Raw genomic sequence first — 26,205 nt, 5'->3', positions numbered from 1 at the left:
ATGTATGGCGGCAATTCGTTGCGAAAGCTTGCCGTTGATAACCTTAAGACATATTTAACGGCATAACCGTTTAATCTTTTCGTTACGGGCTTATATGCCGTCGAGCTTGTGCTCTATTAAGCGTCCCGCCCTTGTATGTGCATCACCGATGCCCTTCATACTTGTTTATTTTTGTTGCGAAGGTGGTGGCTGTGCGGAGCAGGCACCACTTTGCAAGTTCTTTGATTAGAAGCGCACTTTCATGAACATCGAACCCGCGTGGTCCTGGTTGCGGCCAAACTGCCCTTGGTAGTTCAGCCCGAAGGAGGTGCTCTTGCCTGCTTTCAGTTCTGCGCCCAACTCGGCAACAGCGGCATTTTTGGCAATTGGTGCACCGCTGATGCGGAAGTTGCTGCCGGGCAGGGCGGCAAAGGCCAGTTCACGTTCGGGTGTAGTGTCACCCAGAGCATGACGCCAGCCTAAACCGGCACTCAAGGACAGAGTTGTTTTGGACAAGTCCAGTTCCGTGGTGCCACGCAGACCCAACGTGACGGTGCTCAGGTTCTGGCGTTGCGAGTCGCCACGCAAGGCGGCTTGGCCGCCCGATTCGCTAAAGGGGCCGTGACGCAGCTGGTGCCAATTCACGCTGGCATAAGGCTCTACGCTGGAACGCGGGCTGACCGGCATGCGGTAACCCAGTTGGGCAAAGGCTTGAATGCTGTGCGCCTTGTAGTCTGCTTTCAGTGTTTCGTTCTGATGAATCGAAATCGATCGCTCGCTGTCCAGACTGTGGCGGGTGTAGGCACCACCAGCCAACAGATTCAGACTGCCAGAACTCATTTCCCAGGCTTGCGTCCCGTACAGGGCCGCGCTGTAGCTATTGCTGCGCGAGCTCTGGCGACGATCATCCAGCTTGATGCGGTTTTCCAGATAGCCCAGAGAGGCGCCCATGCGCCAGCCTTGTTCGCCGATAGCCGTATCGCCACCCAGGAACAGACCGCCGACTTTATGACGAACATCCTGGCTGTTGTCGTCACCGTCCAAATCGCGTTGTTGGTGGATCACCTCTGCCCATAACACCGCCTCTTTGCCTACGGTATTACGCGCGCTTGAGGCCTGTTTGCCCAGGCTGCGGGGCAACAGATCTCCGTTGCTCAGCAGGGCGGAGGTCGTACCCGCATGGATCTGGCCTTGTAGCTGTTCCATGTAGCCTGCGACCTGTCCGGACTGAGCGTTGAGGACCGTGTCGTACAGATCGGCCATGGCGACCGGCGGTTGATCCGAGCCGGTATCTAAAGCCTTGGCGACGGCTTTCTGGTTGCCGGTATTGGCAAACGTGGCAAACGGCGTGTCATTGCGTTTGATCAGCAAGGACAGGCTGGGGCAGTAGAGCAGGGTGGGCGATAGAAACGCCATCTCGTAAGTGATGTGACTGTACTGACCTGTCACGCCATTGGCTGCATCCAGGAAGGAATAGGCGACGTTTTTGACGGAAAGGGCCACCGGCCAGTTTCAGTGTGCCGTCGATATGGGCGGCACCACCTACTACTAAACGATCGGTGGCACCGGCAGGTCCAACTTCCAGCTCATGCACCGAACCGGCATGGGCGGTGTAGTCGCCGCTGGCGGTCAGAGTGCCAACCGAGTTGCCTGGAGCTAGGGTGCCGTAGTTATCGACTTGAGCGACTGTACCGGAACCACCCAAGGTGCCTTCGCGTTCCACTGTGACCGCAGAAGCCAGGGTGCCATTGACGGCCAGACGACCGCCGCTGATGGTGGTGTCGCCGGTATAGCTGTTATTGCCTGTCAGCTCCAGGGAGCCAGAGCCGCGCTTGTGCAAGCCGCCTGTGCCACTGATGTCATTGGCGAAGGTGGAGTTGTAGCCCAGCGTGTCTACATCGAACAGGCGGGTAAATTGTGCGGGTCCTTGTACGGCCTTGCCTACGTTCATCAGGCCCCAGCCAAAAACGCTGGGGTCACCCAGGTCAGTGGCGGTGGTCAGCAAGGTCTGCTGCAGGTGATACGCCGTGAAGTAGGGGAATGCTTCCTTCACCAGCGCAGCACCACCCGCGACGTGCGGGGAGGCCATAGAGGTGCCGCTAAAGGCGACATAGCTGCCCGAGGACTGGACCGAATTAATCCCCGGATTGTAGTCACCACCGGGGGCGGCCAGACACCACTCGGCTGCTACGCCGCACTTGTTTGCATAGGAGGCTAAAGATCCATCCTCGCCCAGGGCCGTCACAGCCAGCCAGTTATCTTTTAGTTCAGGAAACCAGTAGGGGGAGCCTGCCAGCAGGTCAGGGTGGTCCTGCGCGTCATTGCCCGTCGCAAAGACCATCAAGGAGCCTGCTTGTGCGCTGTTCTTGAAGGACTCGATAATCAGAGGGTTCTGATCTAGTGCGTTTCGAGCTGAACCATAATCTAAGACATGGCAAGGTGGGTCATATGAGTTGCTGCAGTCATTGAGCCCCAGACTGCTATTAATAATGGGCAGTTTGAATTGGGCGAGATAATTCCAGCCCTTAGCGAGCATTAGATCCTTGAGGGCCCTTATCTCTTCAGGGGTAGCAGAGGAGTCATTATCATCATCATCATCATCATCTTCTTCTTCTTCTTCTTCTTCTTCGTTTATGCCGTAAGCAACGGCAAAAAGCTGACTGTCGAAGGCAACACCGTGCATGCCTGCACCGTCGCGGCGTGCGCCAATAATGCCCGCAACGTGGCTGCCATGACCTGCTGGAGGATCGGCGTCTATGCCTTGGCCGTTCGCATAGGGGGTATCCGTGTTGAAGTCAAAGCCGCCCGCAATGGCACCCGCAAACTCTGGGTGTTTGGCCTCAATTCCCGAGTCCAGATAGCCGACCGTCACGCCCTTGCCCGTAAAGCCCAGCGAGTAGGCTTGGGCCGCATTGATCATGTCCAGGCCTGGTTGGCGTTTGTATTCTTTAGTGCGCCATTGCTCCAATGAGCTATCTGGTTCCGCCTGGGCAAGGCCATCTGCACCAGCACATAGGTGCTGCGTTTCGTGTTCGACATCTCTTCCTCTCCTAGGTGTTTTTCTATGTGTGGCGGCAACTCGTTGTGAGGGCGTGTTGTCGAATCCTTGCGTGCCATTTAACGTCATAGCAGTTGAATCTTATAGCGGCCTAATTTACGTTTTGTCATGCCTGGCGTTTGAAACAGGTGAAAACGAACGACTGCATCTAGAGAGTAGGGAAGGGGAATACCGATTTCTCTGGTGAGAAAGGCGTTTAATTAGTGATCTGATTTCCTTGTCTGGAAATCAGTTAGTGACGACTTTGTTGCAAGGCCCGCAACATTTGGGTTGCAGACCGGAGCCTGCAAGAGGCGAAGTCTCCCCAGTTTGTTGCTGTTTTAAGGTGCTTTAACGTGGTGATGGCTGGAGGGCGGCCCAGCGCTTCCCAAGTTTGTTGCGATAGCAGGCTCTGGGGCCTCAATTGTCCACAGGCTCTGCCAGCAAGGCGCGTACCAGTTCAGGCTTCAAGGTCCGTGCCGCCGCAAAGCCGGCAATATGGCGCACCCTGACCAGATCCAGGGCAAAGAAATGAAAGTCGCTAAAGCTGCTCAGAAATTCCATATCGGGAAAGCGGGCGGTATAGGCCTGCTTGACCTGTTCCCAGTCGGGCTGCTCGCGCTCCAGTTTGCGGGCCAGCATCTGAAAGGTGACGCGGGGCAGGTCATGGACGGCATCCTGACCGTGCTCGCTTTGGCTGATCATCAGGCTGGCATCCGGGCGTTGTAGCAAGTAACGGGTGTGAGCTGCCATCTCGCTGATGTGGATGATGATGCTGGCTTGTTCGGGGCAGATCGCGAAGGGGACGCGAGAGACCACCGGCAAGCCTTGATTGCTGAGGGTTCCTAGCGAGGCGGTGCGTTCGCTGCGGAGCAGGGCTTGCAGGCTGATTAGCAATGGATCATCAACAGACATAAACACCTCTATTCTGAAAAAATTCCCATACTGCGCTTTGGGTAAAAGTGCCCTATGCCGTGCCTGCGACCCGCTACCCGTTAAGGAGCCCCTTACAAAACAGGCCGACATAAAGCCGGCCTGTTCAGGGAGAGCGATGCGTGTGATTTACACCAGAACGCGCTCGATACCACCATCATTGGCACGGCGTACGTAGTCCGCCATCCAGTTCTCGCCCAGCATGTGCTTGGCCATTTCCACCACGATGTAATCTGCATCCATCTTGGTTTCGTCCTCGTAGCGGGCCAAACCTTGCAGGCAGGACGGACAGGAGGTCAGTACTTTGACTTCGCCCTGGAAGCCATCGGCACGGACGGCGTCCTGGTTCTTTTGCAGTTCTTCGTGCTTGCGGAAACGGATTTGCGTGGAGATGTCTGGACGCGACACAGCCAGTGTGCCTGACTCACCACAGCAACGGTCTGCCTTGATGGTGCTGTCGCCCACCAGGGATTTGACCGTTTTCATGGGGTCTTGCAGCTTCATGGGGCTGTGGCAAGGGTCGTGGTACATGTAGCGCACGCCTTGCACATCTTCCAGCTTCAAGCCTTTTTCCAGCAGGTATTCGTGGATGTCGATCAGGCGGCAACCGGGGAAGATCTTGTCGAACTCATAGCCTGCCAACTGGTCGTAACAGGTACCACAGCTGACTACCACGGTTTTGATGTCCAGGTAGTTCAAGGTGGTGGCCATGCGGTGGAACAGCACACGGTTGTCGGTGATGATCTTCTCGGCCTTGTCGCTTTGACCGCTGCCGCGCTGCGGGTAGCCACAGCACAGGTAGCCAGGAGGCAGAACCGTCTGTACGCCTACATGCCAGAGCATGGCCTGGGTTGCCAGACCCACTTGCGAGAACAAGCGCTCCGAACCACAGCCGGGGAAGTAGAACACGGCTTCTGAATCCACCGAGGTGGCTTCCGGGTTGCGGATGATAGGTACGTAATCCGAGTTCTCGATATCCAGCAATTTACGGGCAGTCTGCTTGGGCAGGCCGCCGGGCATCTTGCGGTTGATGAAGTGGATGACCTGTTCACGGATCGGAGCCTTGCCAATCGTGGCAGGCGGGGCGCTGACCTGTTTACGGGCAGGGGCCGCCAACAGATTGTGCACAGCACGCTGGGCTTTGTAGCCCACTTCGATCATGGCGGTACGAGTGGCCTTGATAACGCGTGGGTCCTTGGCGTTCAGGAAGAACATGGCTGCGGCCGAGCCCGGATTAAAGGACTTCTTGCCCATGCGGTTCAGCAAGGAACGCATTTCCATGGACACATCGCCAAAGTCGATATCCACCGGACAGGGGTTGTAGCACTTGTGGCACAGGGTGCAGTGGTCGCCCACGTCTTCAAACTCTTCCCAGTGCTTCAGGCTGATCCCGCGACGGGTTTGCTCTTCGTACAGGAAGGCTTCGATCAGCAGGGAAGTGGCTAGAATCTTGTTGCGGGGCGAGTACAGCAGGTTGGCGCGTGGCACGTGGGTGGCACAGACCGGTTTGCACTTGCCGCAACGCAAGCAATCCTTGATGGCGTGGGAGATGGAGCCGATTTCGCTGCGCTGCATGATCAGCGATTCGTGGCCCAGCAGGTTGAAGCTGGGGGTCCAGGCGCGGCTCAAATCCGCACCGGGCATCAGCTTGCCGGCGTTGAAGTGGTTGTTCGGGTCCACTTCGCGTTTGTAGTTCTGGAAGGGATCCAGCTCTTCTTGCGTCAGGAACTCGTATTTGGTCAAACCAATACCGTGCTCACCGGAAATCACCCCGTCCAGACCGCGTGCAATTTGCATGATGCGGGCCACGGTGACGTTGGCCTGCTGCAGCATGCCGTAGTCGTCCGAGTTCACGGGAATATTGGTGTGTACGTTACCGTCACCGGCGTGCATGTGCAGAGCCACAAATACACGGCTTTTCAGCACGCGGTCGTGAATGGCTTGCAGTTCGGTCAGTACGGCCGCGCAGTCGGCACCCGGGAAAATATGTTCCAGGTTTTCACGAATCTCGCTCTTCCAGGAGGTGCGAATCGTGTGATCCTGCAACAGCTGGAAAATCGAGGTAGTAGGGTCTTCTTGCAGACGGGCCTCGATTGCGGCGCTGTCTAGCGGAACGCCAATCTCGGCCAGATCAGCCTGCGAGTCTTTCAGCGGCTTGTCCAGATTGTCCTGCAGCCACTGCCAGCGCTGGCGTACCGAGCGCACGATTTGCAGAGCGTCGTGACGGCGCTCGTCCAGGATCTCTTCGCGAGTGTGCTCGGCGTCGCTGTGGTCTTCAATCTTGCCGACGGGCAGATCGCCTTGCAGGAAGTCTTCCAGTTCACGGGTCAAGCGCAGCTTGTTGTCCGTGGACAGTTCGATATTGATGCGTTCAATTTCTTCGGTGTACTCACCCATGCGGCGCAGGGGAATCACCACGTCTTCGTTGATCTTGAAGGCGTTGGTGTGGCGGGCAATGGCGGCAGTACGGGAACGGTCGGCCCAGAACTTTTTGCGGGCTTCGGCGCTGACGGCCACAAAGCCTTCACCAGAGCGGCCATTGGCCAGACGCACCACTTCCGAAGCGGCTGTTGCCACGGCATCGGGATCGTCGCCCACGATGTCGCCAATCAGGACCATCTTGGGCAGGCCGTCGCGCTTGCTCTTGGTGGCATAGCCCACGGCGCGCAGATAGCGTTCGTCCAAATGCTCCAGACCCGCCAGAATCGCGCCGATGCGCTTGCCTTCGCCGTTCAGGTAGTCAATGACTTCCACAATGGAGGGCACGGCCTGTTTGGCCTGGCCGAAAAACTCCATACAGACGGTGCGCGTATGCGCCGGCATGCGGTGCAGCACCCAGCGGGCCTGCGTGATCAGGCCGTCACAGCCTTCTTTCTGGATACCGGGCAGGCCAGCCAGGAACTTGTCGGTAACGTCTTTACCCAGGCCTTCCTTGCGAAAGCGCCGGCCCTCAATGTGCAGGGTCTCGCTGCGCAGCAGCTGGGCCCCGGGTGCATAACGGCCATCAAACCATTTGACTTCAAAGTGGGCCATTTCCACGTCGTGGATCTTGCCCATATTGTGTTCAAGACGGGTCACTTCCAGCCAGTTGCCCTGGGCATCCACCATGCGCCACCAGGCGAGGTTGTCCAGTGCGGTGCCCCACAGAACGGCTTTCTTGCCGCCTGCGTTCATGGCGATATTGCCGCCCACACAGGAGGCGTCCGCCGAGGTCGGGTCTACCGCAAAAACAGCACCGGCTGCTTCAGCGGCATCGGCCACACGACGGGTTACCACGCCAGCACCGGTCAGGATGGTGGTGACGGGCTCGCTCATGCCGGGCAGCGTGCTTTGTTCGGGTTTGCCAATGGCGTCCAGCTTTTCGGTATTGATTACTACCGAGCGCCAGCTAAGCGGAATCGCACCCCCGGTATAGCCGGTACCACCTCCACGCGGGATGATGGTCAGCTTCAGTTCGATACAGGCACGGACCAGCGCGGCCATCTCGTTTTCGTGATCGGGGGTGAGCACGACAAAGGGATATTCCACACGCCAGTCGGTGGCGTCAGTCACGTGCGAGACGCGCGACAGACCATCAAACTTGATGTTGTCCTTGGCCGTCAGGCGCGACAGGGAGCGCACGATTTTCTGGCGCAGTTCGCGGGTATCGGTAAATTCTTGCTCAAACGCAGCCACAGCGCCACGGGCTGCGTGCAACAGACGCAGAACCTTGGCATCGCGCTCGGGCACAGCGCTGTCACGGCGCTGGTCGATTTCATTCAGGCGATGGTTCAAGGCTTCGATCAGTTGATGCTGACGCTTGGGATTGTCCAGCAGATCGTCCTGCAAATAAGGGTTGCGTTTGACGACCCAGATATCACCCAGCACTTCAAACAGCATGCGTGCAGAGCGGCCGGTGCGGCGTTCGGAGCGTAGCTCGGACAGCTTTTCCCAGGCTTCTTCACCCAGCAGTCGCAGGATGATTTCCCGGTCTGAGTAAGAGGTGTAGTTGTAGGGGATTTCACGCAGGCGCGGCGTGTCGTTGTTGCGTGCCTGGGCGGCCAGGTGCTTACTTGCAATGGGGGCGTTCATGGCGATAGTTGGCAAGGCCCGTCAAGGGCGGCTCAGCGAGGAGCAGATAGGCAAAAGACAAGTGTATACGAATCGTAGCCGGGCTGCCCCCTTACTACAGGGGCAAGTCAGGGATAAGGGGGCGTTTGCAGCCAGTTTGCTGCAAATTACCAACCCAATTTGGGGAAAATCCACAGCAGACCCGCGGTCATGGTGATGTAGCGCGCCAGTTTCCCCACCGCCATGTAAAACAGGCTGGGCCAAAATGGCAGGCGTAGCCAACCGGCGACGGCACACAGGGGATCACCTACAACCGGCAGCCAGGACAAGAGCAGAGCGGGTGGCCCCATGCGGGTCAGCCAGCGTTGTCCCAGCTCGTGCCAGCGGCCAGCGGCCTTGTTCTTGGGGCGTGCCCCATCTTCTGTCTGTTGCGGGTGCTTTTCGCGCCAGGCTTCGTAGGCTTTTTCGGCTGCCAGACCGGTGGCATAGCTGATAGCGCCGCCCGCTGTATTGCCCACGGTGGCTACCAGTACAGCAGGCCAGAACATGTCCGGGGCCAGGTTGATATAGGCGAATACTGCCGGTTCCGACCCCAAGGGCAGGAGAGTAGCCGAGACCAGACTGACGATGAAAATGGCGCTTAAACCGATTTCGGGCAGAGACAGAGTGGTCAAGAGCCACGAAATAAGATCGGAGATCCAGGCTTGCATAAGTAAAGTGGGCGGGTTTTGTAGGGAATAATGGACGCCAGTTAGGGCATCCGCCTATGGTATTCTGTTTTTCTTTCCCGGTGAGCGGTCTCAGGCAGGGGCCTGCGACTGGCCTTGGTGGCAAAACCGGTTGTTGATTAAAGCTGAGTCATGTCGAACGATTACCTAAAGCGCATTCTGACCTCGAAAGTGTACGATGTAGCCATCGAAACACCACTTGAACCCGCTCCCCAGGTATCGGCACGAATTAGTAACACGGTCCTGCTCAAGCGCGAAGACTATCAACCTGTTTTTAGCTTCAAGCTGCGCGGTGCCTATAACAAGATGGCCAATCTGTCGGCCGCAGAATTAAAACGGGGTGTACTGGCGGCTTCGGCTGGCAACCACGCGCAAGGCGTGGCCATGGCAGCACGCAAGCTGGGTTGCCGTGCCGTTATCGTGATGCCAACCACCACTCCTCAAGTGAAAATTGACGGTGTCCGCAATCTGGGCGGCGAAGTGGTCTTGGTGGGCGAGAGCTATTCGGACTCCTACCAGCACGCTCTGGAATTGCAAAAGAACGAAGGCCTGACCTTTGTGCATCCCTTTGACGATCCTGATGTGATCGCCGGGCAGGGCACGGTGGCCATGGAGATTCTGCAGCAGCACCCCGGCCCGATTGAAGCGGTCTTTGTCGCGATTGGCGGTGGTGGTCTGGCAGCGGGCGTGGCCACATACATCAAGTCCTTGCGTCCTGAAATCAAAGTGATCGGCGTACAGACCGAGGATTCCTGTGCCATGGTGCGCAGTATCAAGGCCGGTCGTCGTGTGAATTTGTCGGATGTGGGCCTGTTCTCCGACGGTACTGCCGTCAAGCAGGTGGGCTCTGAAACTTTCCGTCTGGTGCGTCAGTATGTGGATGATTTTGTCATCGTGGATACGGACGCGATTTGTGCGGCTATCAAAGATGTGTTCCAGGACTCGCGTAGCGTGCTGGAACCGGCAGGTGCCCTGGCTTTGGCCGGTGCCAAGCGCTACGCTGCTCAAAACAAGCTCAAGAACAAGACGCTGATCGCGGTCACGTCTGGCGCAAACATGAACTTTGACCGTATGCGCATGGTGGCAGACCGTGCGGATGTGGGGCAGGCTCGTGAAGCCTTGTTTGCCTTGACGATCCCCGAGGCGAAAGGCAGCTTCCGCCGCCTGTGCGATGCCCTGGGCACCCGCTCGGTGACGGAGTTCAATTACCGCATGTCCAACCCTGAAAAGGCGCACGTCTTTGTGGGTATGTCGATTTCCTCGGAAGCGGAGATCGAAAAGCTGGAAGAGCGTTTCGTGAAGAAAGGTTTTGGCACCTTGAATCTGACGGGCAACGAGCTGGCCAAGACTCATGTGCGTCATATGGTGGGTGGGGTGTCCAGCCAGGCCACGGACGAAGTTCTGCTGCGTTTCGAGTTTCCAGAGCGCCCCGGCGCCTTGCGTAAATTCCTGTCCAGCATGAACCAGGATTGGAATATCAGCTTGTTCCACTACCGTAATCAGGGCGATGACTACGGTCGCATCCTGATCGGTATCCAGGTGCCACCTTCGGACAAGAAAGAGTTCAAGGCTTTCCTGGGCAATCTGGGCTACCCGCATTGGGACGAGACAGACAACCCGGCTTACAAGCTGTTCCTGTAAGTCAGACGGTGGTGCAAGGCATTCGCTGCCTTGCGCCAGACCAAATGAAAACACCTCGCCTGTAAGGGCGAGGTGTTTTTTATTGGGCTTGAATGTGATGGCTGTCATTGGAGCCGTATTGAGCCTGGGAGCAAAGAGCGGTGGGGTCTGTTCCTGGGTTCGTCAGGGGGATTGGCCCAAGCCGCCTATCTCTGTGCGATCGGATGGCTAGTTAGGGCATGCGAATGTGGGACAGCGTCAGAAGCTCTGCCTGTACGGGTACTGCCTGAATAGACTTTATGCCACACACTGTTTTAAAGCCTGCCGCAACGGCTCCAGACTGTCATTCAGGCGCACAAAGGCTTGTTCCTGACGAGCGGACAGCGCATGAGCCTGCTCTGCGCTCACCACTTCAAAGCCCAGGCTCTGACCTGGCAGGCGTTGTGCCACTTGGGCCAGATCCACGCTGGCGACTTGTCCAATGCGCGGATAGCCTCCGGTGGTTTGTCGATCCGCCATCAGCACAATGGGCTGACCATCGTTGGGAACTTGAATCGTTCCAAAACAGGTGGGGGCGGACAGCAGTTCTTTTGGCGTCTTGCGCTGCAAGGGCTGGCCTTCCAGGCGATAACCCATTCGTTCTGAGGCCGGGCTGATGCGATAGCTTTGGCTTTGAAACAGTTCCAGTGATTCGTCGGTAAACAAATCGGCTTGATCCAGCATGACACGCAAGCGATCCCGTGGAGCCAGGGCCAGTGCCGCCGGCATGTAAATCCGTAGCTCATCCAGCACGTCTTGCAGCTTGTCTAGCGCCGCCTCCTGATTGGGGAGGGGTTGGGCCAGTTGAATCTGATCGCCCTTTTTCAGGGCGCGGCCTTCGAAACCACCCAGGCCAACGCGCATATGAGTGCTTTGGCTACCCAGCAAGGGTTCGAGCTGAAAACCGCCGTAGACAGACAGGTAGCTGCGGGCACCTTGGCCGGGTTTGGCGGACTGCATGGTCAGTGTCTGTCCGGCACGCGCCAGAGTAGGGCGCAAAACTGCCACGGGCAGACCGTCCAGGCTGGCATTCATATCCGCGCCCGTCAGGACAAACAGGTTGGGTTCGTCAAAACGCAGGCTTGGGCCTTGTACAGTAATTTCCAGGCTGGCCAGATCTCGCTCGGGGGTATTGCCCGCCAGCAAATGGGCCAGTCGGTGGGCACGTTCATCCATGGCACCGCTGGGTGAAACCCCCAGGTGCTGGTGTCCATAACGGCCTCGATCTTGCAGGCTGCTCATCATGCCTGGCTTGAGGATATGTACCGTCATGCGGGAGTCCAGTGATCAAACTGCTCGTGGGACAGGGGCACAAAGCGCACCTGGTCGCCAGGGGCGAGCAGGGCCGCGGGCGAGCGCCGGGCGTCGAACAAATTAACTGGCGAGCGGCCAATCAAATGCCAACCGCCGGGAGATTCGTTGGGGTAAATAATGGTTTGCTGGTTGGCAATGGCCACCGAGCCTTTGGGCAAGACGGTGCGAGGAGTGGCTCGACGCGGCACATTCAACTGCTCGGGCAAGATGCCCACATAGGGGGCGCCGGGCGCAAAGCCCACCATGAATACCAGCTGCACCTGGCTGCTGTGCAGTTCAATGACTTGTTCCTGGCTTAGCCTTAGTTGCTCCGCAATGGCGGGCAGGTCGGGGCCGAAGGGGCCGCCATAGCAGACGGGAATATCCACCAGAGCACCAGGGGCAGCCTGATCCTGGCTGGCATCCAGTTCGGCCAGTGCTTGGTGAACATAGTCGTGCAAACGGGCGAGCTGGTCGCTGCTGCCATCCGGGTAGAAGTGGATGGCGACTGCGGTAAAGCTGGGGACCAGATCACGGACACAGGCGGGTGCGTGGTCGCGCAGCAAGCGTGCGGCGCGGGTACAGCGCAAGCCGGTGTCCAGAGAAAGCTCACCGCTGAACTGCACTAGCAGACAGCGGTCGCCTTGCTCGGTAAGTAGCCAGGTTTTGTGCATCTTTATTTGGCGAAAAGGGAATCCAGGCTGTTGAAGGCTTTGAATTCCAGGGCATTGCCCGAAGGGTCCATGAAGAACATGGTGGCCTGTTCGCCAGGCTCGCCCTTGAAACGGATGTAGGGTTCGATGACGAATTTGGTGCCAGCGGCAACCAGCTTGTCAGCCAGTGTTTGCCAGGTGGGCATGTCCAGCACGACGCCAAAGTGGCGCACGGGCACGTTATGGGCATCCACCGCACTGGTGGCATTGCTGCCGCATTCCGAAGGGGCCAGGTGGGCCACGATCTGGTGGCCGTAGAAGTTGAAGTCAATCCATTGGTCAGAGGATCGGCCTTCGGGACAGCCCAGTGTCTGTCCGTAGAACTGGCGTGCAACGGCCAGATCATGGACCGGAAAAGCCAGGTGGAAAGGGCGCAGCTCGTTGGTATGGGACATGCTTGGCTCCTGTGCGGCATAAGGCCGCCAACGTGGTCTTCAGAGCCGTTTATTGTAGGGCCAATATGGCCCCACATGTTCTAGCTGTCCTGGAGTCGAACCCGGCTCTTGGGGAAACGCAACATAAACACGCTGCCCACGCCCAGACGGCTCTGGATCTGCAGGTCGGCGTTATGTCGCACGATAATGTGTTTGGTGATGGCCAAGCCCAGGCCGGTGCCGCCCGTGGAGCGGGAGCGTCCCTTGTCCACGCGATAAAAGCGTTCGGTCAGACGGGGAATATCCTGGGCGGCAATACCGATGCCCGTGTCCTGAACGGAGTAGCAGGCCTCGCCATTGTCATTCAGGTACCAGCGCACGGTGATGGTGCCGTCCTTGGGGGTGTAGCGCACGGCATTGGTAATCAGATTGGAGACAGCCGAGCTCAGTTCGGTTTCCATGCCCTGAATGGCAATGCGCGGGTCCAGATCCGTGACAAAGCTGTGCTGGCCGCCGGAAATGGCCTCGCCTTGTTTCAGCGCGCTTTCGATCAATTGGCTGACCTGCACGGTTTCCCCCTCTACTGTGGGCGAAGATTCCAGCGTGGACAGGGTCAGCAAGTCGGCCACAATCGACTGCATGTGGCGGGTCTGCTCCAACATCATTTGCTCGTAGCGCTGACGCTGTTCCAAAGGCAGGCTTTCGGGAGGCATGTCTTGCAGGGTTTCCAGAAAACCCAGCAATACGGTCAAGGGAGTGCGCAGTTCATGAGACACATTGGCCACAAAGTCCTTGCGGGTGGTCTCCAGCATTTCAACCTGGGTGACATCACGTGTCACGATCAGGAACTGGCCTAGGCCATAGGGGGTTAACTGCAGCAACAAGGAGCGTTCACGTCCATCTTTGCTCAGGTGCAGCAGCAAAGGGCCGTCCCATTGGGGCTGGCGGGCGTAACGGGAAAACTCGGGTTCGCGCAGGATATTGAAGATGCTGTGATGGCGGTCCGTCGCCAGATTCAAGCCTATGTGTTCACAGGCGGTCTGGTTGCACCATTGCAGCTCCATGTCCCCATTCAGGGTGATGGCACCGTCGGGCAGGGCCTCGGCGGCCATCATGATGCCGTCTACGTAACGATTCAGGTCCTGAATTTCCTGCCGGTCGCGGCGCAATTGGCGATAGATGGGAGCCAGGATGGCGTCCCAGGGGCCGACAGCGGGCGGTGGGGGATCGTTCAGGTTGAGGGTCCAGCGCTCAACGCGGGACAACTGCAAGGTGCTGATGACAACCAGCATCAACAGGCCGCCACAAAACAAGGCCAGGCCGATGAATGGCCCGAGCCACCAGCCAATCAGGCTGCCCAACAGGGCCCAGATAACAATAGACGTGAATATGCTGAACATGGGATCAGGCGCTTGGAGCCTTTTCCAGTGGGGAAAGGGCAAAACGATAGCCCGAGCCACGAATCGTTTCAATATGTTTGTCGTGTCCGCTAGGCTCCAGCGCCTTGCGCAAGCGACGAATATGGACGTCTACCGTGCGTTCTTCCACAAAAACGTGATCACCCCAGACCTGATCCAGCAATTGGGAGCGGGTAAATACGCGCTCGGTGTGTGTCATGAAGAAATGCAGCAGGCGGAACTCGGTAGGCCCAATGGTCAGCGCCATGCCCTGGCTGGACAGGCGGTGCGTGCTGGGGTCCAGCTGAAGGTTGCCAATAGAGATCACGTCATCGGTCAGTTGGGGGGCGCGGCGACGCAGTACAGCCTTGATGCGGGCAATCAGTTCTTTGGGCGAGAAAGGCTTGGTGATGTAATCGTCCGCGCCAGCTTCCAGGCCATCGACCTTGTCCTGCTCCGAGCCTTTGGCGGTCAGCATGATGACCGGGATATGGCGGGTACGTTCGTCCGAGCGCAACTTGCGGGCCAGATTGATGCCCGAGGAGCCAGGCAGCATCCAGTCCACCAGAATCAAATCAGGCAGTTCCGCGCGAATGAGGATCTGGGCTTGTTCGGCATCGAAGGCGCGCAGCACTTTATGGCCGGCAAAAGACAGATTGACAGAGATCAGTTCCTGGATCGCAGGCTCATCTTCCACGACTAATATGCTTGTACTCATTGTTAGCTTCAGACTGGTCCGATAAAAAATAAAAGATGGTCAGGCAGGCTGTCTGCATGGTGCCTGGGCGCCAGGCCCGCTGATGTCAGCAGGCGGCTCAAGGGCATGGCAGGAGGCGCTGATTCATCCCTGACTGCACGTAATAGCGCCATCATATGGCGTTAATGTTTCAGGTTTGTGAATGTGCAAAAAAGGGCAGCGCTTAGCCAGCGGGATTTTCGTTTCTGTACCGGGAAATCTGCGTTACGATTATGCCATTATGGAAAAACAGCGTCCCCAACACTCCTCCGCCCAGAACGCCGATACGCACTTTGGCTTTCAAACTGTCGCCGAAAGCGAAAAAGCGGGCAAAGTTGCCCAGGTTTTTCATTCGGTGGCTAACAACTACGACATTATGAATGATCTGATGTCGGGCGGCCTGCACCGTATCTGGAAAGCCTTCACCATCGGTCGAGCGGCTGTGCGTCCTGGCATGAAAGTGCTGGATATTGCGGCGGGAACGGGCGATTTGACCAAGACCTTTGCCCGTCAGGCCGGTGCGGACGGCGAAGTCTGGCATACCGATATCAATAGCTCCATGCTGCGCGTGGGGCGTGATCGTTTGCAGGACAAGGGCATCATCACGCCCGTTGCGGTCTGTGATGCCGAGCACCTGCCATTTCCTGACGGCTATTTTGATCGCGTCTCGGTGGCCTTTGGTTTGCGCAACATGACGCACAAGGACCGTGCGCTGGCTGAAATGAAGCGGGTGTTGCGTCCGGGCGGCAAATTGCTGGTGCTGGAGTTTTCCCGCGTGGCCAAGCCTCTGCAGGCCCCTTATGACTGGTATTCCTTCAATATCCTGCCCCGTATTGGCAAGTTTGTTGCCAAGGACGAGGAAAGCTACCGCTATCTGGCTGAATCCATTCGCATGCACCCCGATCAGGAAACCCTGGCCGACATGATGCGTGAAGTGGGCCTGGAGCGCGTGCAGTATTTCAATCTGACAGCTGGCGTAGCTGCGCTGCATGAAGGCATCCGCCTGGATTGATGCCGGGCGTTCCCTCTCTATATACAGCGGCACCTTCAGGTGCCGTTCGTTTTTGGTCTGTAATTAACGGTAAAAAAAACATGGTGCATGAGAACTTGTCATGTTAATGTTCAGCTTATCGTAAGTTTTCTTGAATAATCGACTGGGATGGCATGGCCGGGGGCTTCAAAACCCTGTGTGTTAACCGCTTGTTCTGGTCAGGAGTTTGTGACTATGTCTGGACGGCTTTCTCGTTATTTCATGGCCGCTGTATTGGCTTTTAGCACCGGCGCCTTGCTGACCGTTTCTTATGATGCGGAAGCACGACGCATGGGTGGTGGCTCCAGTTTTGGCCGCCAATCCTCCAACATCACCAGCAATCGCTCGGCAGCGACGCCTCCTGCTGCAGCGAATAACGCCACTCGTTCGGCTGCTCCTGCTGCGGGTGCCGCTGCTGCCGGTACTGCCGCTGCGGGTACTGCTGCCAAGTCGGGCATGTCCCGCTTCCTGGGCCCGATCGCCGGTATTGCCGCCGGTCTGGGTATTGCCGCCTTGCTGTCCAGCATGGGTCTGGGCGGTGCTTTCCTGGAAATGATGTCCAGCCTCTTGTTGATCGGTCTGGTTATCTTCGCTGTTCTGTTTATCGTGCGTCGTTTCCGTGGTTCGGCTGCTCGCCCAGCCATGCAACAGGCCGGTGGTCAGTCCATGATGCGCAATGCCGATCCGGCTCCTAGCCCATGGCAACAGCCTCAGGCCGCGCCAGCACCTATGCCTGCTGCCGCTCCTGCTGCTCAGCCCGCTGCTGCTGCCGCTGTTCCAGCGCCGCCAGTCGACGAAAGCTGGTTCATTCCTGGTGATTTCGATACACCTACTTTCCTGGCCAATGCCAAGACCCAGTTCGTGGAAATCCAGAAGCTTTGGGACAAGGGCGACGTGGAACAACTGCGTACCTTCCTGACCGACGACCTGCTCAAGGAAGCCGCTCCTCAAATCGCTCAGCGCCAAGGCGAGAACGTGACTCAAGTGGTACTGCTCAATGCAGAGCTGCTGGGTATCGAGAAGGTAGCCGACGGTCACCTGGCCAGCGTGCGCTACTCCGGCATGCTGCGTGAAGAAGTGGGTGCAGAGGCCTTCCGCTTTGAAGAAGTCTGGAATCTGTTCAAGGCTGACGGCGCTGGCTGGTTGCTGGCTGGCATTCAGCAGATCCCGGTTGACCCCAACGCTTAATGCGTATCTAGACAGACAGCCGCCTCTTTAACAAGGCGGCTGTCTGTTATGAGCACCTCTCGTTTCTCTGTGATCCCATCTGCCCGTGTTCCTTTAGCCCCGTGCATCCGGCCATGTCTGTGTCGGGTTAAACTGGCTGTTTTAATTGGACTGGTTTACTCGCCCCGGCAGTAGACTTGCATGGACATGCTTGGTATCCCTTCATTCCTAGAACCTGGCGCCGTAGGCGTGCGTTTGCTCAATGCCTTGCTTGATCGTGAGGATTGGGCGCGTGAGCGTTTGCGCAGTTATGCGGGTAAAACCGTCTCGCTGATTGTGGGCCGTTTGCAACTGGTCTACACCATCAGTTCTCAGGGAAAACTGGAACAGGGCCATCCTGCCGTGGTGCCGGATGTCACGCTGACGCTGCCCCAGGACAAGCTGCCCGAGTTGCCACAAATCCTGCAAGACGGCGATTTCAGCCGTGTAGCGCAATTAATGCATGTACAAGGCGAGGCGGGTCTGGCCAATCTGGTATCGGATCTGGCGGCCAATCTGCGTTGGGATGCCGAGCATGATCTGGCCAAGATCGTCGGTGATGTCATGGCAGTGCGCCTGTTCAGCGGTGCGCGTCGGGCTTTTTCCGGCCTGCGTGACCTGGGACAGCGTCTGGCAGGCAATGCCAGCGAATACCTGACTGAAGAAAGTGCCTTGCTGGTGACGCGGCCCGAGCTTGAGCGGCTGCGCGAGCAATCGACAATTCTGGCTCAACGCCTGGACGAACTGGACCAGCGCTTGAATCGTCTTGATGCGCGTCGGCGGGAGTCCTGAGCATGTTCTCCTTGTGCCGTTTGCTGACTATTTTGCTGGTTGTATTCCGTTATCGCCTGGACGAGCTGGTGCTATCGAGCATCCGCCATCCCTGGGCGTCCCGCATGTTGCGCGTCGTGCGCCTGGGCCGCAAACCCAAGTTGCCACGCGGTGTGCGTTTGCGTTTGGCCCTGGAAAGTCTGGGCCCTATTTTCGTCAAGTTCGGCCAGGTACTCTCCACGCGCCGGGATCTGATTCCGCTGGATATCGCCGAACAACTGGCCTTGTTGCAGGATCGTGTGCCCCCATTCCCTTCCGAGGTGGCAGAAGCGACGATTCTGAAGGCTTTGGGTGCATCGCCGTACGAACTGTTCAAGCAGTTCGATCGCGAACCTATTGCTTCGGCTTCGATTGCCCAGGTTCACTTTGCCGAGCTGCATAATGGCCGCGAAGTAGCCGTGAAGGTGTTGCGCCCTGGCATGCGCGAGGTCATCCATAAAGACCTGCGCCTGATGCGTGTTCTGGCTGCGTTCATGGAACGCCTGGGTCCCGATGCCCGCCGCCTGAAACCGCGCGAGGTGGTGGCCGAGTTCGACAAGTACCTGAACGACGAGCTGGACCTGATACGCGAAGCCTCCAATTGCAGCCAGTTGCGCCGCAACTTCACCAAAGATGTAGAGCGTACGCAACTGCTGATCGTACCCGAAGTGCATTGGGACTATTGCGCCTCGACCGTGTTCACCATGGATCGCATGAAGGGCATTCCGGTCAACCAGATTGACCGTTTGCGTGCTGCCAATGTGGATTTGAAGGATCTTGCCCGCAAAGGGGTGGAGATTTTCTTTACCCAGGTATTTACCGACGGTTTTTTTCACGCCGACATGCACCCCGGCAATATTTATGTCTCGGACGCACCCGAAACCTTGGGCCGCTACATCGCCCTGGACTTTGGCATTGTGGGTTCGCTGTCCGAGTTCGACAAAAATTATCTGGCACAGAACTTTCTGGCTTTCTTCCGGCGCGATTACCGCCGGGTGGCTCAATTGCATATTGAGTCTGGCTGGGTGCCACCTGAAACCCGCGAAGAGGAGCTGGAAGGCTCGGTACGCGCGGTATGTGAACCGTATTTTGACCGGCCCTTGTCCGAGATCTCCCTGGGGCAAGTGCTGTTGCGCCTGTTCCAGACTTCGCGCCGGTTCAATGTAGAAATTCAGCCGCAGCTGGTGCTGCTGCAGAAAACCCTTCTGAATGTGGAAGGGATGGGGCGGGACCTGGATCCGGAGCTGGATCTGTGGGATACCGCCAAACCGTATCTGGAAAAGTGGATGTACCAGCGTATTGGTCCATCGGGCTTTTACTCGCGTTTGAAACAGGAAGCCGGGCAGTGGGCCCAGATCATGCCGCAGCTTCCGCGTCTGGTTTATTCCAGCTTGAATAGACCGGAGACAGGGCAGGCGTTGAACCAGGAACTTAAGCTGTTGCGCCAGTCGCAGCAGCAGACCAACCGATTGCTGACGGCCTTGTGCGCGGTATTGGCGGTTGCGGTCGGTGTGGCCATCTGGGCTTTGGTGGGGCGATAAGTGTGATCTCTCCGCAACGCGTCAGTTTTTTTGTGGCTGACATATTTCTGATAACTGCAGGTTCTACGATAGACGCAGGTCCGCCAGCTGATTGCTAAGCTGGCGCTTTCCGGCGCCTTCCGGACGGTAAATGGCCGCCCTCAAGGAACCGCTTGATTCTTTTTAGGAATCGTTATGCTTTACCATGACTTATTTAAATCCATGGAAGCGGTGCGCTGGAATTTCGCGCATGACATACCGTGGGATGACTTTGATGGCAGCAAGCTCACTGACGAGCAAGCCTACACCATCAAGATGAACGCCATTACCGAGTGGGCTGCCTTGCCTGCTACCGAAATGTTCCTGCGTGACAATAAAGATGACAGCGATTTTTGCGCCTTTATGTCCGTATGGTTCTTTGAAGAACAAAAGCACTCGCTGGTTCTGATCGAATACCTGCGCCGTTTCCGCCCCGAGCTGATGCCTACCGAAGAAGAACTGCACAAAGTGCGCTTTGACTTCGATCCGGCCCCGGCCATGGAAACGCTGATGCTGCACTTTTGCGGCGAAGTGCGTCTGAACCACTGGTACCGCCGTGCTGCCGACTGGCATACCGAGCCGGTGATCAAGGCCATCTACAAGATCGTGGCTCAGGACGAGGCCCGTCATGCTGGCGCTTACCTGCGCTACATGAAGCGCGCTCTGGTGCACAAGGGCCAGGAATTTGGCCTGCAAGCTCGTCTGGCTTTCTCCAAGATTGGTGTTCTGATGGCTTCGGCTCACCGCACCGCTCAGGCGCTGCACCCCACCAACTTGCACGTGAACAAAGCCATGTTCCCGGAAGATACCGTGCAGTCCAAGCTGCCCTCGCCCGGCTGGCTGGAAAACTGGCTGGATACGCAGATTCGCTTCGACAAGGAATGGGAGCACAAGGTCAGCTCGCGCATCTTGCACAATATGTCGCTGCTGATGGGCAGCTCCTTTGAAACCGTGCAGGAATTGAACCGCTACCGCAAGGATCTGGCCCGTCAGGTCGGCTCCGATTCGACTCTGGTACAGGCTTGATATGAGCGCACGTTTCGAGGCCAAGGTGCTGGGTCTGGATGCCTTGCGTGAAGCGGTGGAGCAGGGGCGCCTGGCGCGCCCGCTGGTCTTTACCAACGGTGTGTTTGATATCTTGCACCGTGGGCATGTCAGCTACCTGGACGAGGCCGCCCAGCTGGGTGCCTCGCTGATTGTCGGTGTGAACACCGATGCCTCGGTTCGACGCCTGAACAAGGGGCCGGAGCGCCCCATCAATCCCGAGCAGGATCGCGCCGCCTTGTTGGCTGCACTGGCTTGCGTGGATGCGGTGGTCCTGTTTGACGAGGACACGCCTGAAGCCTTGATCGCAGCACTGCGCCCGGACCTGATCGTGAAGGGTGGCGACTACGATATGGAAGCCTTGCCTGAAACGGCCTTGGTGCGTAGCTGGGGTGGTGACGCTGTCGCAATTCCCTTCGAGTTCCAGCGTTCTACAACCGCGCTGGTCAAGAAGCTGCGTGACTGATCAAGTTGTATGGAAGTTTTGAATCCCGGCAATGGTCCGGGATTTTTTTTGCCTGTTTGACTCAGGCATCGTGTCTTGTACATATAGACAGGAACATGTGCACCGAAGCTGCTGTGAGCTGCTGATTGTCTGACATTGCTACTGTGAGCAAAGAGCGCTACGTATATATCTCGGGTTTTCAGAATCTCGAGGATTCAATGGGAGAGCTTTGTTGTAGCTTTGCCTGAGCCGCCTCAGGATGCGGGTTGAAGCAGATCGTTCACGGCGCGCAGGTCGTTTTCGTTCAGTGTGCCGCTGGCTGCTTTCAAGCGCAGGCTGTTCATCAGAACCTCATAACGGGCTTGAGCCAAGCTACGTTGTGCTTCGTAAAGCTGCTGCTGGGCATTGAGCACGTCGATATTTACACGCACACCGACTTCGTAGGCCAGCTTGTTGGCCTCCAGAGCATCCTGGCTGGACTTGGTGGCTGCTTCCAGTGCTTGCACACGGACCAGGCCCGTAGTGACGCCAGAGAAGTACTGGCGCGTCTGCTGGATGGATTGCTGAATGGCGAACTGGTGATCGTAGCGGGCTTGTTGCAGGCGCGAGCTTTGTTCACGAACTTGTGAGCTGGTTTCACCGCCACGGAAAATCGGGATGCTTAGTTCCAGACCCAACGCACTGTTCAGCGAACGCGGGCCACCGCCCGCCTGGCCAAACAGAGTCTGGTCGCTACCGCTGCCGGTCTGAGCCTTCAAGGCCAAGGTTGGCTCGTGCAGGGCCTGGGTGCTTTTCAGCTGTTCTTCGGCGGCACGAGCCTTGATATCGGCCAGCGCGACGCTCAAGCCGGATTGGCTGGACTGATCCAGCCAGTCCTGCAGGTTCGCAGGCTGCGGGGCGGGCAGACGCAACGGTTCGCGCAGGCGAGCCAGTGTTTCATAGCGCTCCAGCGTTAGCGCAGCCAGCTTGTCCTGAGCCACTTGCAGGGCATTTTCTGCCTGCAAGACGCTCGCCCGAGTCAGATCCAGGCGTGATTTTGCTTCGTAGGTATCGGTAATTGTGGTGCCGCCCAACTGAAAGTTCTGATCAGCCGCGCGCAATTGCTCGTCAATGGCGGCTTGCTGGGCTTTCAGGGTAGAGAGCGTATCTTGCGCCGCCAGCACATCAAAATAGCTTTGGCTGACGCGCAGCATCAAATCCTGCCGGTCCAGCGTCAGCTGAATATCCGCACCCTGCGCCAATAGCTGAGCGCGTTCGTAACGGGCCCAGGCATTGCGGTTGTATACGGGTTGGCTCAGTGTTAGGGTCCAGGCGGCTCGGTCGCTGGAGTGCTGATTGGACAGCTTGCTGGTTTGACGACGCTCTTGCAGTTCGGCCGTGCCGATGGCGCTGATCTGTGGCAACAATTGCGCCCGGCTTTGGGGCACCTGTTCCTGATCGGCTTGATGTACAGCCTGGGCAGCGCCAAATTGCGGTTCATGTGCCAGGGCCTGGTTCCAGGCCTGCAGCAGATCTTGCGACTGGGCGGTGGTACTGAAGGCAAACAGCGAAAGCAATACCAGGCGCAAGGGAGTCATGAACCGCATAGGTACTTAAAAGCGAAATTGCGAAACGGCGGTGCCGCGCAAAGGTTTGATCCAGGTGTCGAACAGGGGCGTGGTCTCGAAGCTGGCGGCGCTGGTGCGAGTAATGCGCACCGCCGTCATGACCGGGTTTTGACCGACCACCACAACCAGACGGCCCCCGATACAGAGCTGGTACTTCAAGGCATCAGGAATGGTGGGCACGGAGCCGGTGACCAGAATGGCGTCGTACTCGGTGGTGCCCCAGCCTGCGTGTGCATCACCCACTTCAACCTTGACGTTGCGCACATTGTTGCGCTGCAGGTTTTCCTGGGCGAAAGCGGCCAGTTTGCTGTCAATTTCGATGGAGGTAACTTGTTGGGACAGGTGAGCCAGCAAGGCGGCCTGATAGCCCGAGCCGGTGCCAATTTCCAGTACGCCGTCGCTAGGCTGCAACAGCAGCTCTTGAGCCAGACGGGCTTCGACTTTGGGCGAGAGCATGGTCTCGTGCGTGTCCACGGCATTGATGATCAGTGGCAGCTCGGTGTCCGAAAAGGCCGACGAGCGCAAAGACGAGGGAACAAAGCGTTCGCGCTGGACCTCGACCAATGCTTGCAGCACTTTTTCGTCGGATACGTTCCAGGGACGGATCTGTTGTTCCACCATGTAGTAACGGGCACGTTCGAGTTCAGACAGCGCAATATGGTTCATAGCTTCCAGAAAACTAAAGGCTTGGGGTAGGGTAGGAACGATCCATTGCTGGATCATCCCCCCCTAAGAACCGGACTTGCGACTTTCACCGCATCCGGCTCAAGCACAACACGTCCAGCAGAAAAAGGATTTTCAGATTATATCTCTGATCACCTTTTCCGTCTGGATTCGAAGCCCTTATCGGGCCGGTTTCGCTACCTGCAAACCAAGGGTATGCACCCGTATGTGACAGACCGGATGCAGAAGCACTCGGTTCGAGAGGGCGTCTGACCCACCATCCATCCGATAAACCAGGTGGTGGTCATGCCATCCGCTCTCGTAGTCCAGAGGTTCCCCGCACAAGGCGCAGCGCCCTGCTTGGGACACATATAGTTTTGCAGTCTCGGTTCGATAGGCGATGCGTTTAAGCAGTCGCTTCGTCCTTAACTGTTCACCATAGACCTCCCACGATGAATCAAACGGGTTGTACTCTCCCTTGATCTTCTCGTGCCTCACGATCTCTGTATCAGCGAGCCTCAACAGGGTGATCGGGAAGGAGCCTTCTTCTGTCCATATCGTTGCAGCAAACTCGTTCCGACCTGCGATGCTTTGCCAGTAACGGCGGTGGCACCAGGGTCGAGACTTATTCGGATGTCGTCGTCTCGTCCAGCGCACGAGGCGCCAGTAGATCAGATTATCCATCCGACTAAAGGTTTCTTTCGCCACCACCGGTTGGTGGTACTGAGCCCATCCCCGTAAAACAGGGTTGAGCTTGGCAATGAGAACCTCCTGCTTCACCATCAAGTGCGTTTTTACGATCTCTCTGACCTTGCGGTAGAACGCTTGCACGTTCTTTTTGCTAGGCTTGATGAGCAACTTTCCGTTGTACTTGCGAAAGTTCCATCCCAGAAAGTCAAAGCCTTCGTCTATATGTACGACTTTCGTCTTTTCCGGCGATAGTCGCAGTCCTCGTTGTGCAAGGAAGGCTTCTACCCACGGCCTGATTTCAGTCTCCAACAAGTCTTTCGAATTGCTGGTAATCACGAAATCGTCGGCGTACCGGACCACATTGACTTTCAGCTTCGTGGCTTTCGTCTTTCCGTGTTGCGCACCGAGGTACGCTTTCAGGTCTGATTCGAGCCCGTTTAAACACACATTTGCCAACGTGGGCGAGATGATTCCGCCTTGCGGCGTCCCTTCTTCGGTCGGCGAGAGGCGGCCCTTGTGGACCACCCCGGCTTTCAACCACTTACGCAGGACAACCTTGTTCATGGGAACGTGGTCAACCAGCCATTGGTGGTTAATGTGATCAAAACAGCCTTGAATATCCGCCTCCAATACCCAATGGGCCGAAGCCTTTTTGGATGTGCAGACAAATATTTGCCCCATTGCGTCCGCCGTTGAGCGTTGTTTCCGAAAGCCGTAGCTGTTCGGGTCGCTCGTGGTTTCTGCCACGGGTTCAAGCCCCAGCAAATGCAAAGCCTGCATCGCCCGGTCGAACAGCGTGGGAATGCCCAAGGGGCGTTCTTTACCGTTCGCTTTGGGGATGTAAACCCGCCGCAAGGGAAGAGGCTTGTAACCTCTTTGCTGCCTTAACCTGCCTATCGCCGCCCGTTTCAGGGCAGGAGTTTCCCAAAGCTGACGATCGACACCGGCCGTTCGCTTGCCTTGGTTTTCAGTAACCCGTCTTACCGCCAAGGCTCTGGCGGAAAACGAGTGGGTTAAAGATCGTTGCAGGGCCTTGACCCTGCGCCAATCATTATCCCGCGTCGCCTTCGCGATACGTTGCTGCGTTGTTCGCACGAATTGCTCGACTCGTCGCCAGTCAATGGCGTGCCAGTCTTGCGGCTCATGTGAGGACGCAGAACCACGGGGAGTGGTCTTTCTCATGCTTTCCTCTTTCCGGTTATCCCGTTAAAAGGACGCACAACGTCCCCGAAGGGATGGTGTACATCCCCTCGGGGTGGTTTGAACGTTTGCAGTCGTCTTGCGACGGTTGCACCTAGTGGAAGTGGGCGTGCTTTCGCACCGGAGCAGAGCCCTATGCCACCCATTACAGGCGGCCATTCGCTTTTTCCACTCTCCCATACCCCCTCATCCAACAGCTCTCCTTGCGGTTTGCCTGCCAAAGGTGTTTACACACCTTGGCGGATAGTGGGGCTTACCACGTTCCCTGATCTACCGACTGATTACGATTTACATCGCAGTCGGACTCTCCGTTTAGGGCTCATCTCTCCTGGGACTGCTTTATTGACGACGTGTGGGAATCTTTGACTTCCACAGCCAGCAGCACACCTTTTGGTTATGGCTTGTCAGCAGATTTAGCCATTCAATCGTTACCCAGGTTCCAACGATGATTCACATTACGTTGCCCATGCGGAACTAGCCTAGCCCCTTAACCGCCTTTCTGCTGGCAGTGTCCACCCTGACCCTCACAGGTCAGAAGTGCCGCTTACGCGGGGGTACGTTGTCTGGTGAGCTTCGCACCCGCCCATTGCTGGTCGAGCACGTCACCGTAGGCTACATGTGGTCGTACACACGGTTATGGCACTTCCTTTCAGAAGGCATAACAAGGCAGATCAGAGCTTGCGCTCTGCGGTTTCACGTTATCCAAGTCAGCTAGTTTTACGCACACAAAGAATTCCATTCGGTATCGCAAGGATGCCGTATGGATTACTCGGGTTTGGAGTGTCTAGTTACCCTGTTGGGCAGTCTAGGGGGCGTAAGAATACGGACGAGCGTTTTGTAAACGTCGCCGTTAGGCAGAGTCTCTTCCGTAGAAGTGTCTCTGTCGTTTGAGACGCCAGCCAAGGCTGGGTCTTTTGACTTGTGTCAGGCACCGTAGTGCGCTGATTGATAACTGTGATTAGTGCCCTGAACCTGCTCCTTGGGGGAGTAGGTCGTTCGGTTCTCAAGGGTTGAACCGACGCAGAAGCGACATCTACGTGTCGCACCAAAGA

The 26,205-nt window shown here is 57.2% G+C and carries 21 protein-coding genes; 7 read left to right on the top strand and 14 right to left on the bottom strand.

Features of this window, described 5'->3' with window-relative positions:
- Positions 1 to 225 precede the first annotated feature (225 nt).
- The 6 genes from CPY64_RS15060 to CPY64_RS15040 all read right to left on the bottom strand — a co-directional run bounded on the left by CPY64_RS15060 (position 226) and on the right by CPY64_RS15040 (position 8,709).
- A complete protein-coding gene (locus CPY64_RS15060) occupies positions 226 to 1,395 on the bottom strand; it encodes an autotransporter outer membrane beta-barrel domain-containing protein (protein WP_226791387.1) in 1,170 nt (389 codons plus the stop codon).
- Positions 1,331 to 2,899, bottom strand: coding sequence for a S8 family peptidase (locus CPY64_RS15055; RefSeq protein WP_226791386.1), 1,569 nt, complete (start codon positions 2,897 to 2,899; stop codon positions 1,331 to 1,333). The genes CPY64_RS15060 and CPY64_RS15055 overlap by 65 nt, the downstream gene beginning before the upstream one ends.
- The gene (locus CPY64_RS19260; protein WP_255209292.1) at positions 2,896 to 3,018 is read right to left on the bottom strand and encodes a hypothetical protein; all 123 of its coding nucleotides are present in this window, start codon (positions 3,016 to 3,018) and stop codon (positions 2,896 to 2,898) included. The genes CPY64_RS15055 and CPY64_RS19260 overlap by 4 nt, the downstream gene beginning before the upstream one ends.
- 418 nt (positions 3,019 to 3,436) lie before the next feature.
- Entirely contained in the window at positions 3,437 to 3,931 is a 495-nt protein-coding gene (locus tag CPY64_RS15050; RefSeq protein WP_042486677.1) for a HugZ family pyridoxamine 5'-phosphate oxidase, read from the bottom strand.
- A gap of 147 nt (positions 3,932 to 4,078) precedes the next feature.
- Positions 4,079 to 8,020 (bottom strand): DUF3683 domain-containing protein, encoded by a 3,942-nt coding sequence (locus tag CPY64_RS15045; RefSeq protein WP_042486674.1) that lies wholly within the window; start codon positions 8,018 to 8,020, stop codon positions 4,079 to 4,081.
- A gap of 146 nt (positions 8,021 to 8,166) precedes the next feature.
- Positions 8,167 to 8,709 (bottom strand): YqaA family protein, encoded by a 543-nt coding sequence (locus tag CPY64_RS15040; protein WP_042486671.1) that lies wholly within the window; start codon positions 8,707 to 8,709, stop codon positions 8,167 to 8,169.
- Between the two features lie 150 nt (positions 8,710 to 8,859).
- Between CPY64_RS15040 and ilvA the strand changes: the two genes are divergently transcribed.
- Complete coding sequence (ilvA, locus tag CPY64_RS15035) at positions 8,860 to 10,368, top strand: threonine ammonia-lyase, biosynthetic (protein WP_035270321.1); 1,509 nt, start codon at positions 8,860 to 8,862, stop codon at positions 10,366 to 10,368.
- A 276-nt stretch (positions 10,369 to 10,644) separates the two neighbouring features.
- On the opposite strand, the gene CPY64_RS15030 is transcribed toward ilvA, so the two are convergent.
- From CPY64_RS15030 to phoB, 5 genes are all read right to left on the bottom strand, one after another.
- Positions 10,645 to 11,658, bottom strand: a complete 1,014-nt coding sequence (locus CPY64_RS15030; protein ID WP_042486668.1) for a 5-oxoprolinase subunit C family protein — start codon at positions 11,656 to 11,658, stop codon at positions 10,645 to 10,647.
- Positions 11,655 to 12,353, bottom strand: a complete 699-nt coding sequence (gene pxpB / locus CPY64_RS15025) for a 5-oxoprolinase subunit PxpB (RefSeq protein ID WP_042486665.1) — start codon at positions 12,351 to 12,353, stop codon at positions 11,655 to 11,657. The genes CPY64_RS15030 and pxpB overlap by 4 nt, the downstream gene beginning before the upstream one ends.
- A 2-nt stretch (positions 12,354 to 12,355) precedes the next feature.
- Positions 12,356 to 12,787, bottom strand: coding sequence for a VOC family protein (locus CPY64_RS15020; RefSeq protein ID WP_022983640.1), 432 nt, complete (start codon positions 12,785 to 12,787; stop codon positions 12,356 to 12,358).
- A gap of 80 nt (positions 12,788 to 12,867) precedes the next feature.
- On the bottom strand, positions 12,868 to 14,166 hold the full coding sequence (gene phoR, locus CPY64_RS15015) for a phosphate regulon sensor histidine kinase PhoR (RefSeq protein ID WP_042486662.1): 1,299 nt from the start codon (positions 14,164 to 14,166) through the stop codon (positions 12,868 to 12,870).
- Positions 14,167 to 14,170: 4 nt separating this feature from the next.
- Positions 14,171 to 14,881, bottom strand: a complete 711-nt coding sequence (phoB, locus tag CPY64_RS15010; protein WP_042486659.1) for a phosphate regulon transcriptional regulator PhoB — start codon at positions 14,879 to 14,881, stop codon at positions 14,171 to 14,173.
- 259 nt (positions 14,882 to 15,140) lie between these two features.
- Between phoB and ubiE the strand changes: the two genes are divergently transcribed.
- The 6 genes from ubiE to rfaE2 all read left to right on the top strand — a co-directional run bounded on the left by ubiE (position 15,141) and on the right by rfaE2 (position 21,014).
- Positions 15,141 to 15,911 (top strand): bifunctional demethylmenaquinone methyltransferase/2-methoxy-6-polyprenyl-1,4-benzoquinol methylase UbiE, encoded by a 771-nt coding sequence (ubiE, locus tag CPY64_RS15005; RefSeq protein ID WP_042486915.1) that lies wholly within the window; start codon positions 15,141 to 15,143, stop codon positions 15,909 to 15,911.
- Between the two features lie 213 nt (positions 15,912 to 16,124).
- A complete protein-coding gene (locus CPY64_RS15000) occupies positions 16,125 to 17,117 on the top strand; it encodes a Tim44 domain-containing protein (RefSeq protein WP_035270332.1) in 993 nt (330 codons plus the stop codon).
- A 180-nt stretch (positions 17,118 to 17,297) separates the two neighbouring features.
- A complete protein-coding gene (locus tag CPY64_RS14995) occupies positions 17,298 to 17,927 on the top strand; it encodes a ubiquinone biosynthesis accessory factor UbiJ (protein ID WP_042486652.1) in 630 nt (209 codons plus the stop codon).
- 2 nt (positions 17,928 to 17,929) lie between these two features.
- The gene (gene ubiB, locus CPY64_RS14990; RefSeq protein WP_042486649.1) at positions 17,930 to 19,486 is read left to right on the top strand and encodes a ubiquinone biosynthesis regulatory protein kinase UbiB; all 1,557 of its coding nucleotides are present in this window, start codon (positions 17,930 to 17,932) and stop codon (positions 19,484 to 19,486) included.
- Between the two features lie 174 nt (positions 19,487 to 19,660).
- The gene (locus CPY64_RS14985; RefSeq protein ID WP_026484472.1) at positions 19,661 to 20,530 is read left to right on the top strand and encodes a ferritin; all 870 of its coding nucleotides are present in this window, start codon (positions 19,661 to 19,663) and stop codon (positions 20,528 to 20,530) included.
- A gap of 1 nt (position 20,531) precedes the next feature.
- Positions 20,532 to 21,014 carry a D-glycero-beta-D-manno-heptose 1-phosphate adenylyltransferase gene (gene rfaE2, locus CPY64_RS14980; RefSeq protein ID WP_042486646.1) on the top strand — a complete coding sequence of 161 codons (483 nt, stop codon included), beginning with the start codon at positions 20,532 to 20,534 and terminating at the stop codon, positions 21,012 to 21,014.
- A 233-nt stretch (positions 21,015 to 21,247) separates the two neighbouring features.
- On the opposite strand, the gene CPY64_RS14975 is transcribed toward rfaE2, so the two are convergent.
- The 3 genes from CPY64_RS14975 to ltrA all read right to left on the bottom strand — a co-directional run bounded on the left by CPY64_RS14975 (position 21,248) and on the right by ltrA (position 25,135).
- A complete protein-coding gene (locus CPY64_RS14975) occupies positions 21,248 to 22,570 on the bottom strand; it encodes a TolC family outer membrane protein (RefSeq protein ID WP_052362983.1) in 1,323 nt (440 codons plus the stop codon).
- A 15-nt stretch (positions 22,571 to 22,585) separates the two neighbouring features.
- Positions 22,586 to 23,266 carry a protein-L-isoaspartate O-methyltransferase family protein gene (locus CPY64_RS14970; RefSeq protein WP_026484469.1) on the bottom strand — a complete coding sequence of 227 codons (681 nt, stop codon included), beginning with the start codon at positions 23,264 to 23,266 and terminating at the stop codon, positions 22,586 to 22,588.
- A gap of 177 nt (positions 23,267 to 23,443) precedes the next feature.
- The gene (ltrA, locus tag CPY64_RS14965) at positions 23,444 to 25,135 is read right to left on the bottom strand and encodes a group II intron reverse transcriptase/maturase (protein ID WP_042486641.1); all 1,692 of its coding nucleotides are present in this window, start codon (positions 25,133 to 25,135) and stop codon (positions 23,444 to 23,446) included.
- Between the last annotated feature and the right edge of the window lie 1,070 nt (positions 25,136 to 26,205).

Origin of the sequence: Alcaligenes faecalis (genome assembly GCF_002443155.1) — a bacterium.
GTDB lineage: Bacteria > Pseudomonadota > Gammaproteobacteria > Burkholderiales > Burkholderiaceae_B > Alcaligenes > Alcaligenes faecalis.
This window is presented reverse-complemented; position numbering and strand designations above follow the sequence as displayed.

What these genes read in the sequence shown, in the direction of transcription:
- CPY64_RS15060 (WP_226791387.1), bottom strand. Translation starts at nt 1,395, where the DNA reads ATGGCGTTTCTATCGCCCACCCTGCTCTACTGCCCCAGCCTGTCCTTG.
- CPY64_RS15055 (WP_226791386.1), bottom strand. Translation starts at nt 2,899, where the DNA reads ATGATCAATGCGGCCCAAGCCTACTCGCTGGGCTTTACGGGCAAGGGC.
- CPY64_RS19260 (WP_255209292.1), bottom strand. Translation starts at nt 3,018, where the DNA reads ATGTCGAACACGAAACGCAGCACCTATGTGCTGGTGCAGATGGCCTTG.
- CPY64_RS15050 (WP_042486677.1), bottom strand. Translation starts at nt 3,931, where the DNA reads ATGTCTGTTGATGATCCATTGCTAATCAGCCTGCAAGCCCTGCTCCGC.
- CPY64_RS15045 (WP_042486674.1), bottom strand. Translation starts at nt 8,020, where the DNA reads ATGAACGCCCCCATTGCAAGTAAGCACCTGGCCGCCCAGGCACGCAAC.
- CPY64_RS15040 (WP_042486671.1), bottom strand. Translation starts at nt 8,709, where the DNA reads ATGCAAGCCTGGATCTCCGATCTTATTTCGTGGCTCTTGACCACTCTG.
- ilvA (WP_035270321.1), top strand. Translation starts at nt 8,860, where the DNA reads ATGTCGAACGATTACCTAAAGCGCATTCTGACCTCGAAAGTGTACGAT.
- CPY64_RS15030 (WP_042486668.1), bottom strand. Translation starts at nt 11,658, where the DNA reads ATGACGGTACATATCCTCAAGCCAGGCATGATGAGCAGCCTGCAAGAT.
- pxpB (WP_042486665.1), bottom strand. Translation starts at nt 12,353, where the DNA reads ATGCACAAAACCTGGCTACTTACCGAGCAAGGCGACCGCTGTCTGCTA.
- CPY64_RS15020 (WP_022983640.1), bottom strand. Translation starts at nt 12,787, where the DNA reads ATGTCCCATACCAACGAGCTGCGCCCTTTCCACCTGGCTTTTCCGGTC.
- phoR (WP_042486662.1), bottom strand. Translation starts at nt 14,166, where the DNA reads ATGTTCAGCATATTCACGTCTATTGTTATCTGGGCCCTGTTGGGCAGC.
- phoB (WP_042486659.1), bottom strand. Translation starts at nt 14,881, where the DNA reads ATGAGTACAAGCATATTAGTCGTGGAAGATGAGCCTGCGATCCAGGAA.
- ubiE (WP_042486915.1), top strand. Translation starts at nt 15,141, where the DNA reads ATGGAAAAACAGCGTCCCCAACACTCCTCCGCCCAGAACGCCGATACG.
- CPY64_RS15000 (WP_035270332.1), top strand. Translation starts at nt 16,125, where the DNA reads ATGTCTGGACGGCTTTCTCGTTATTTCATGGCCGCTGTATTGGCTTTT.
- CPY64_RS14995 (WP_042486652.1), top strand. Translation starts at nt 17,298, where the DNA reads ATGGACATGCTTGGTATCCCTTCATTCCTAGAACCTGGCGCCGTAGGC.
- ubiB (WP_042486649.1), top strand. Translation starts at nt 17,930, where the DNA reads ATGTTCTCCTTGTGCCGTTTGCTGACTATTTTGCTGGTTGTATTCCGT.
- CPY64_RS14985 (WP_026484472.1), top strand. Translation starts at nt 19,661, where the DNA reads ATGCTTTACCATGACTTATTTAAATCCATGGAAGCGGTGCGCTGGAAT.
- rfaE2 (WP_042486646.1), top strand. Translation starts at nt 20,532, where the DNA reads ATGAGCGCACGTTTCGAGGCCAAGGTGCTGGGTCTGGATGCCTTGCGT.
- CPY64_RS14975 (WP_052362983.1), bottom strand. Translation starts at nt 22,570, where the DNA reads ATGACTCCCTTGCGCCTGGTATTGCTTTCGCTGTTTGCCTTCAGTACC.
- CPY64_RS14970 (WP_026484469.1), bottom strand. Translation starts at nt 23,266, where the DNA reads ATGAACCATATTGCGCTGTCTGAACTCGAACGTGCCCGTTACTACATG.
- ltrA (WP_042486641.1), bottom strand. Translation starts at nt 25,135, where the DNA reads ATGAGAAAGACCACTCCCCGTGGTTCTGCGTCCTCACATGAGCCGCAA.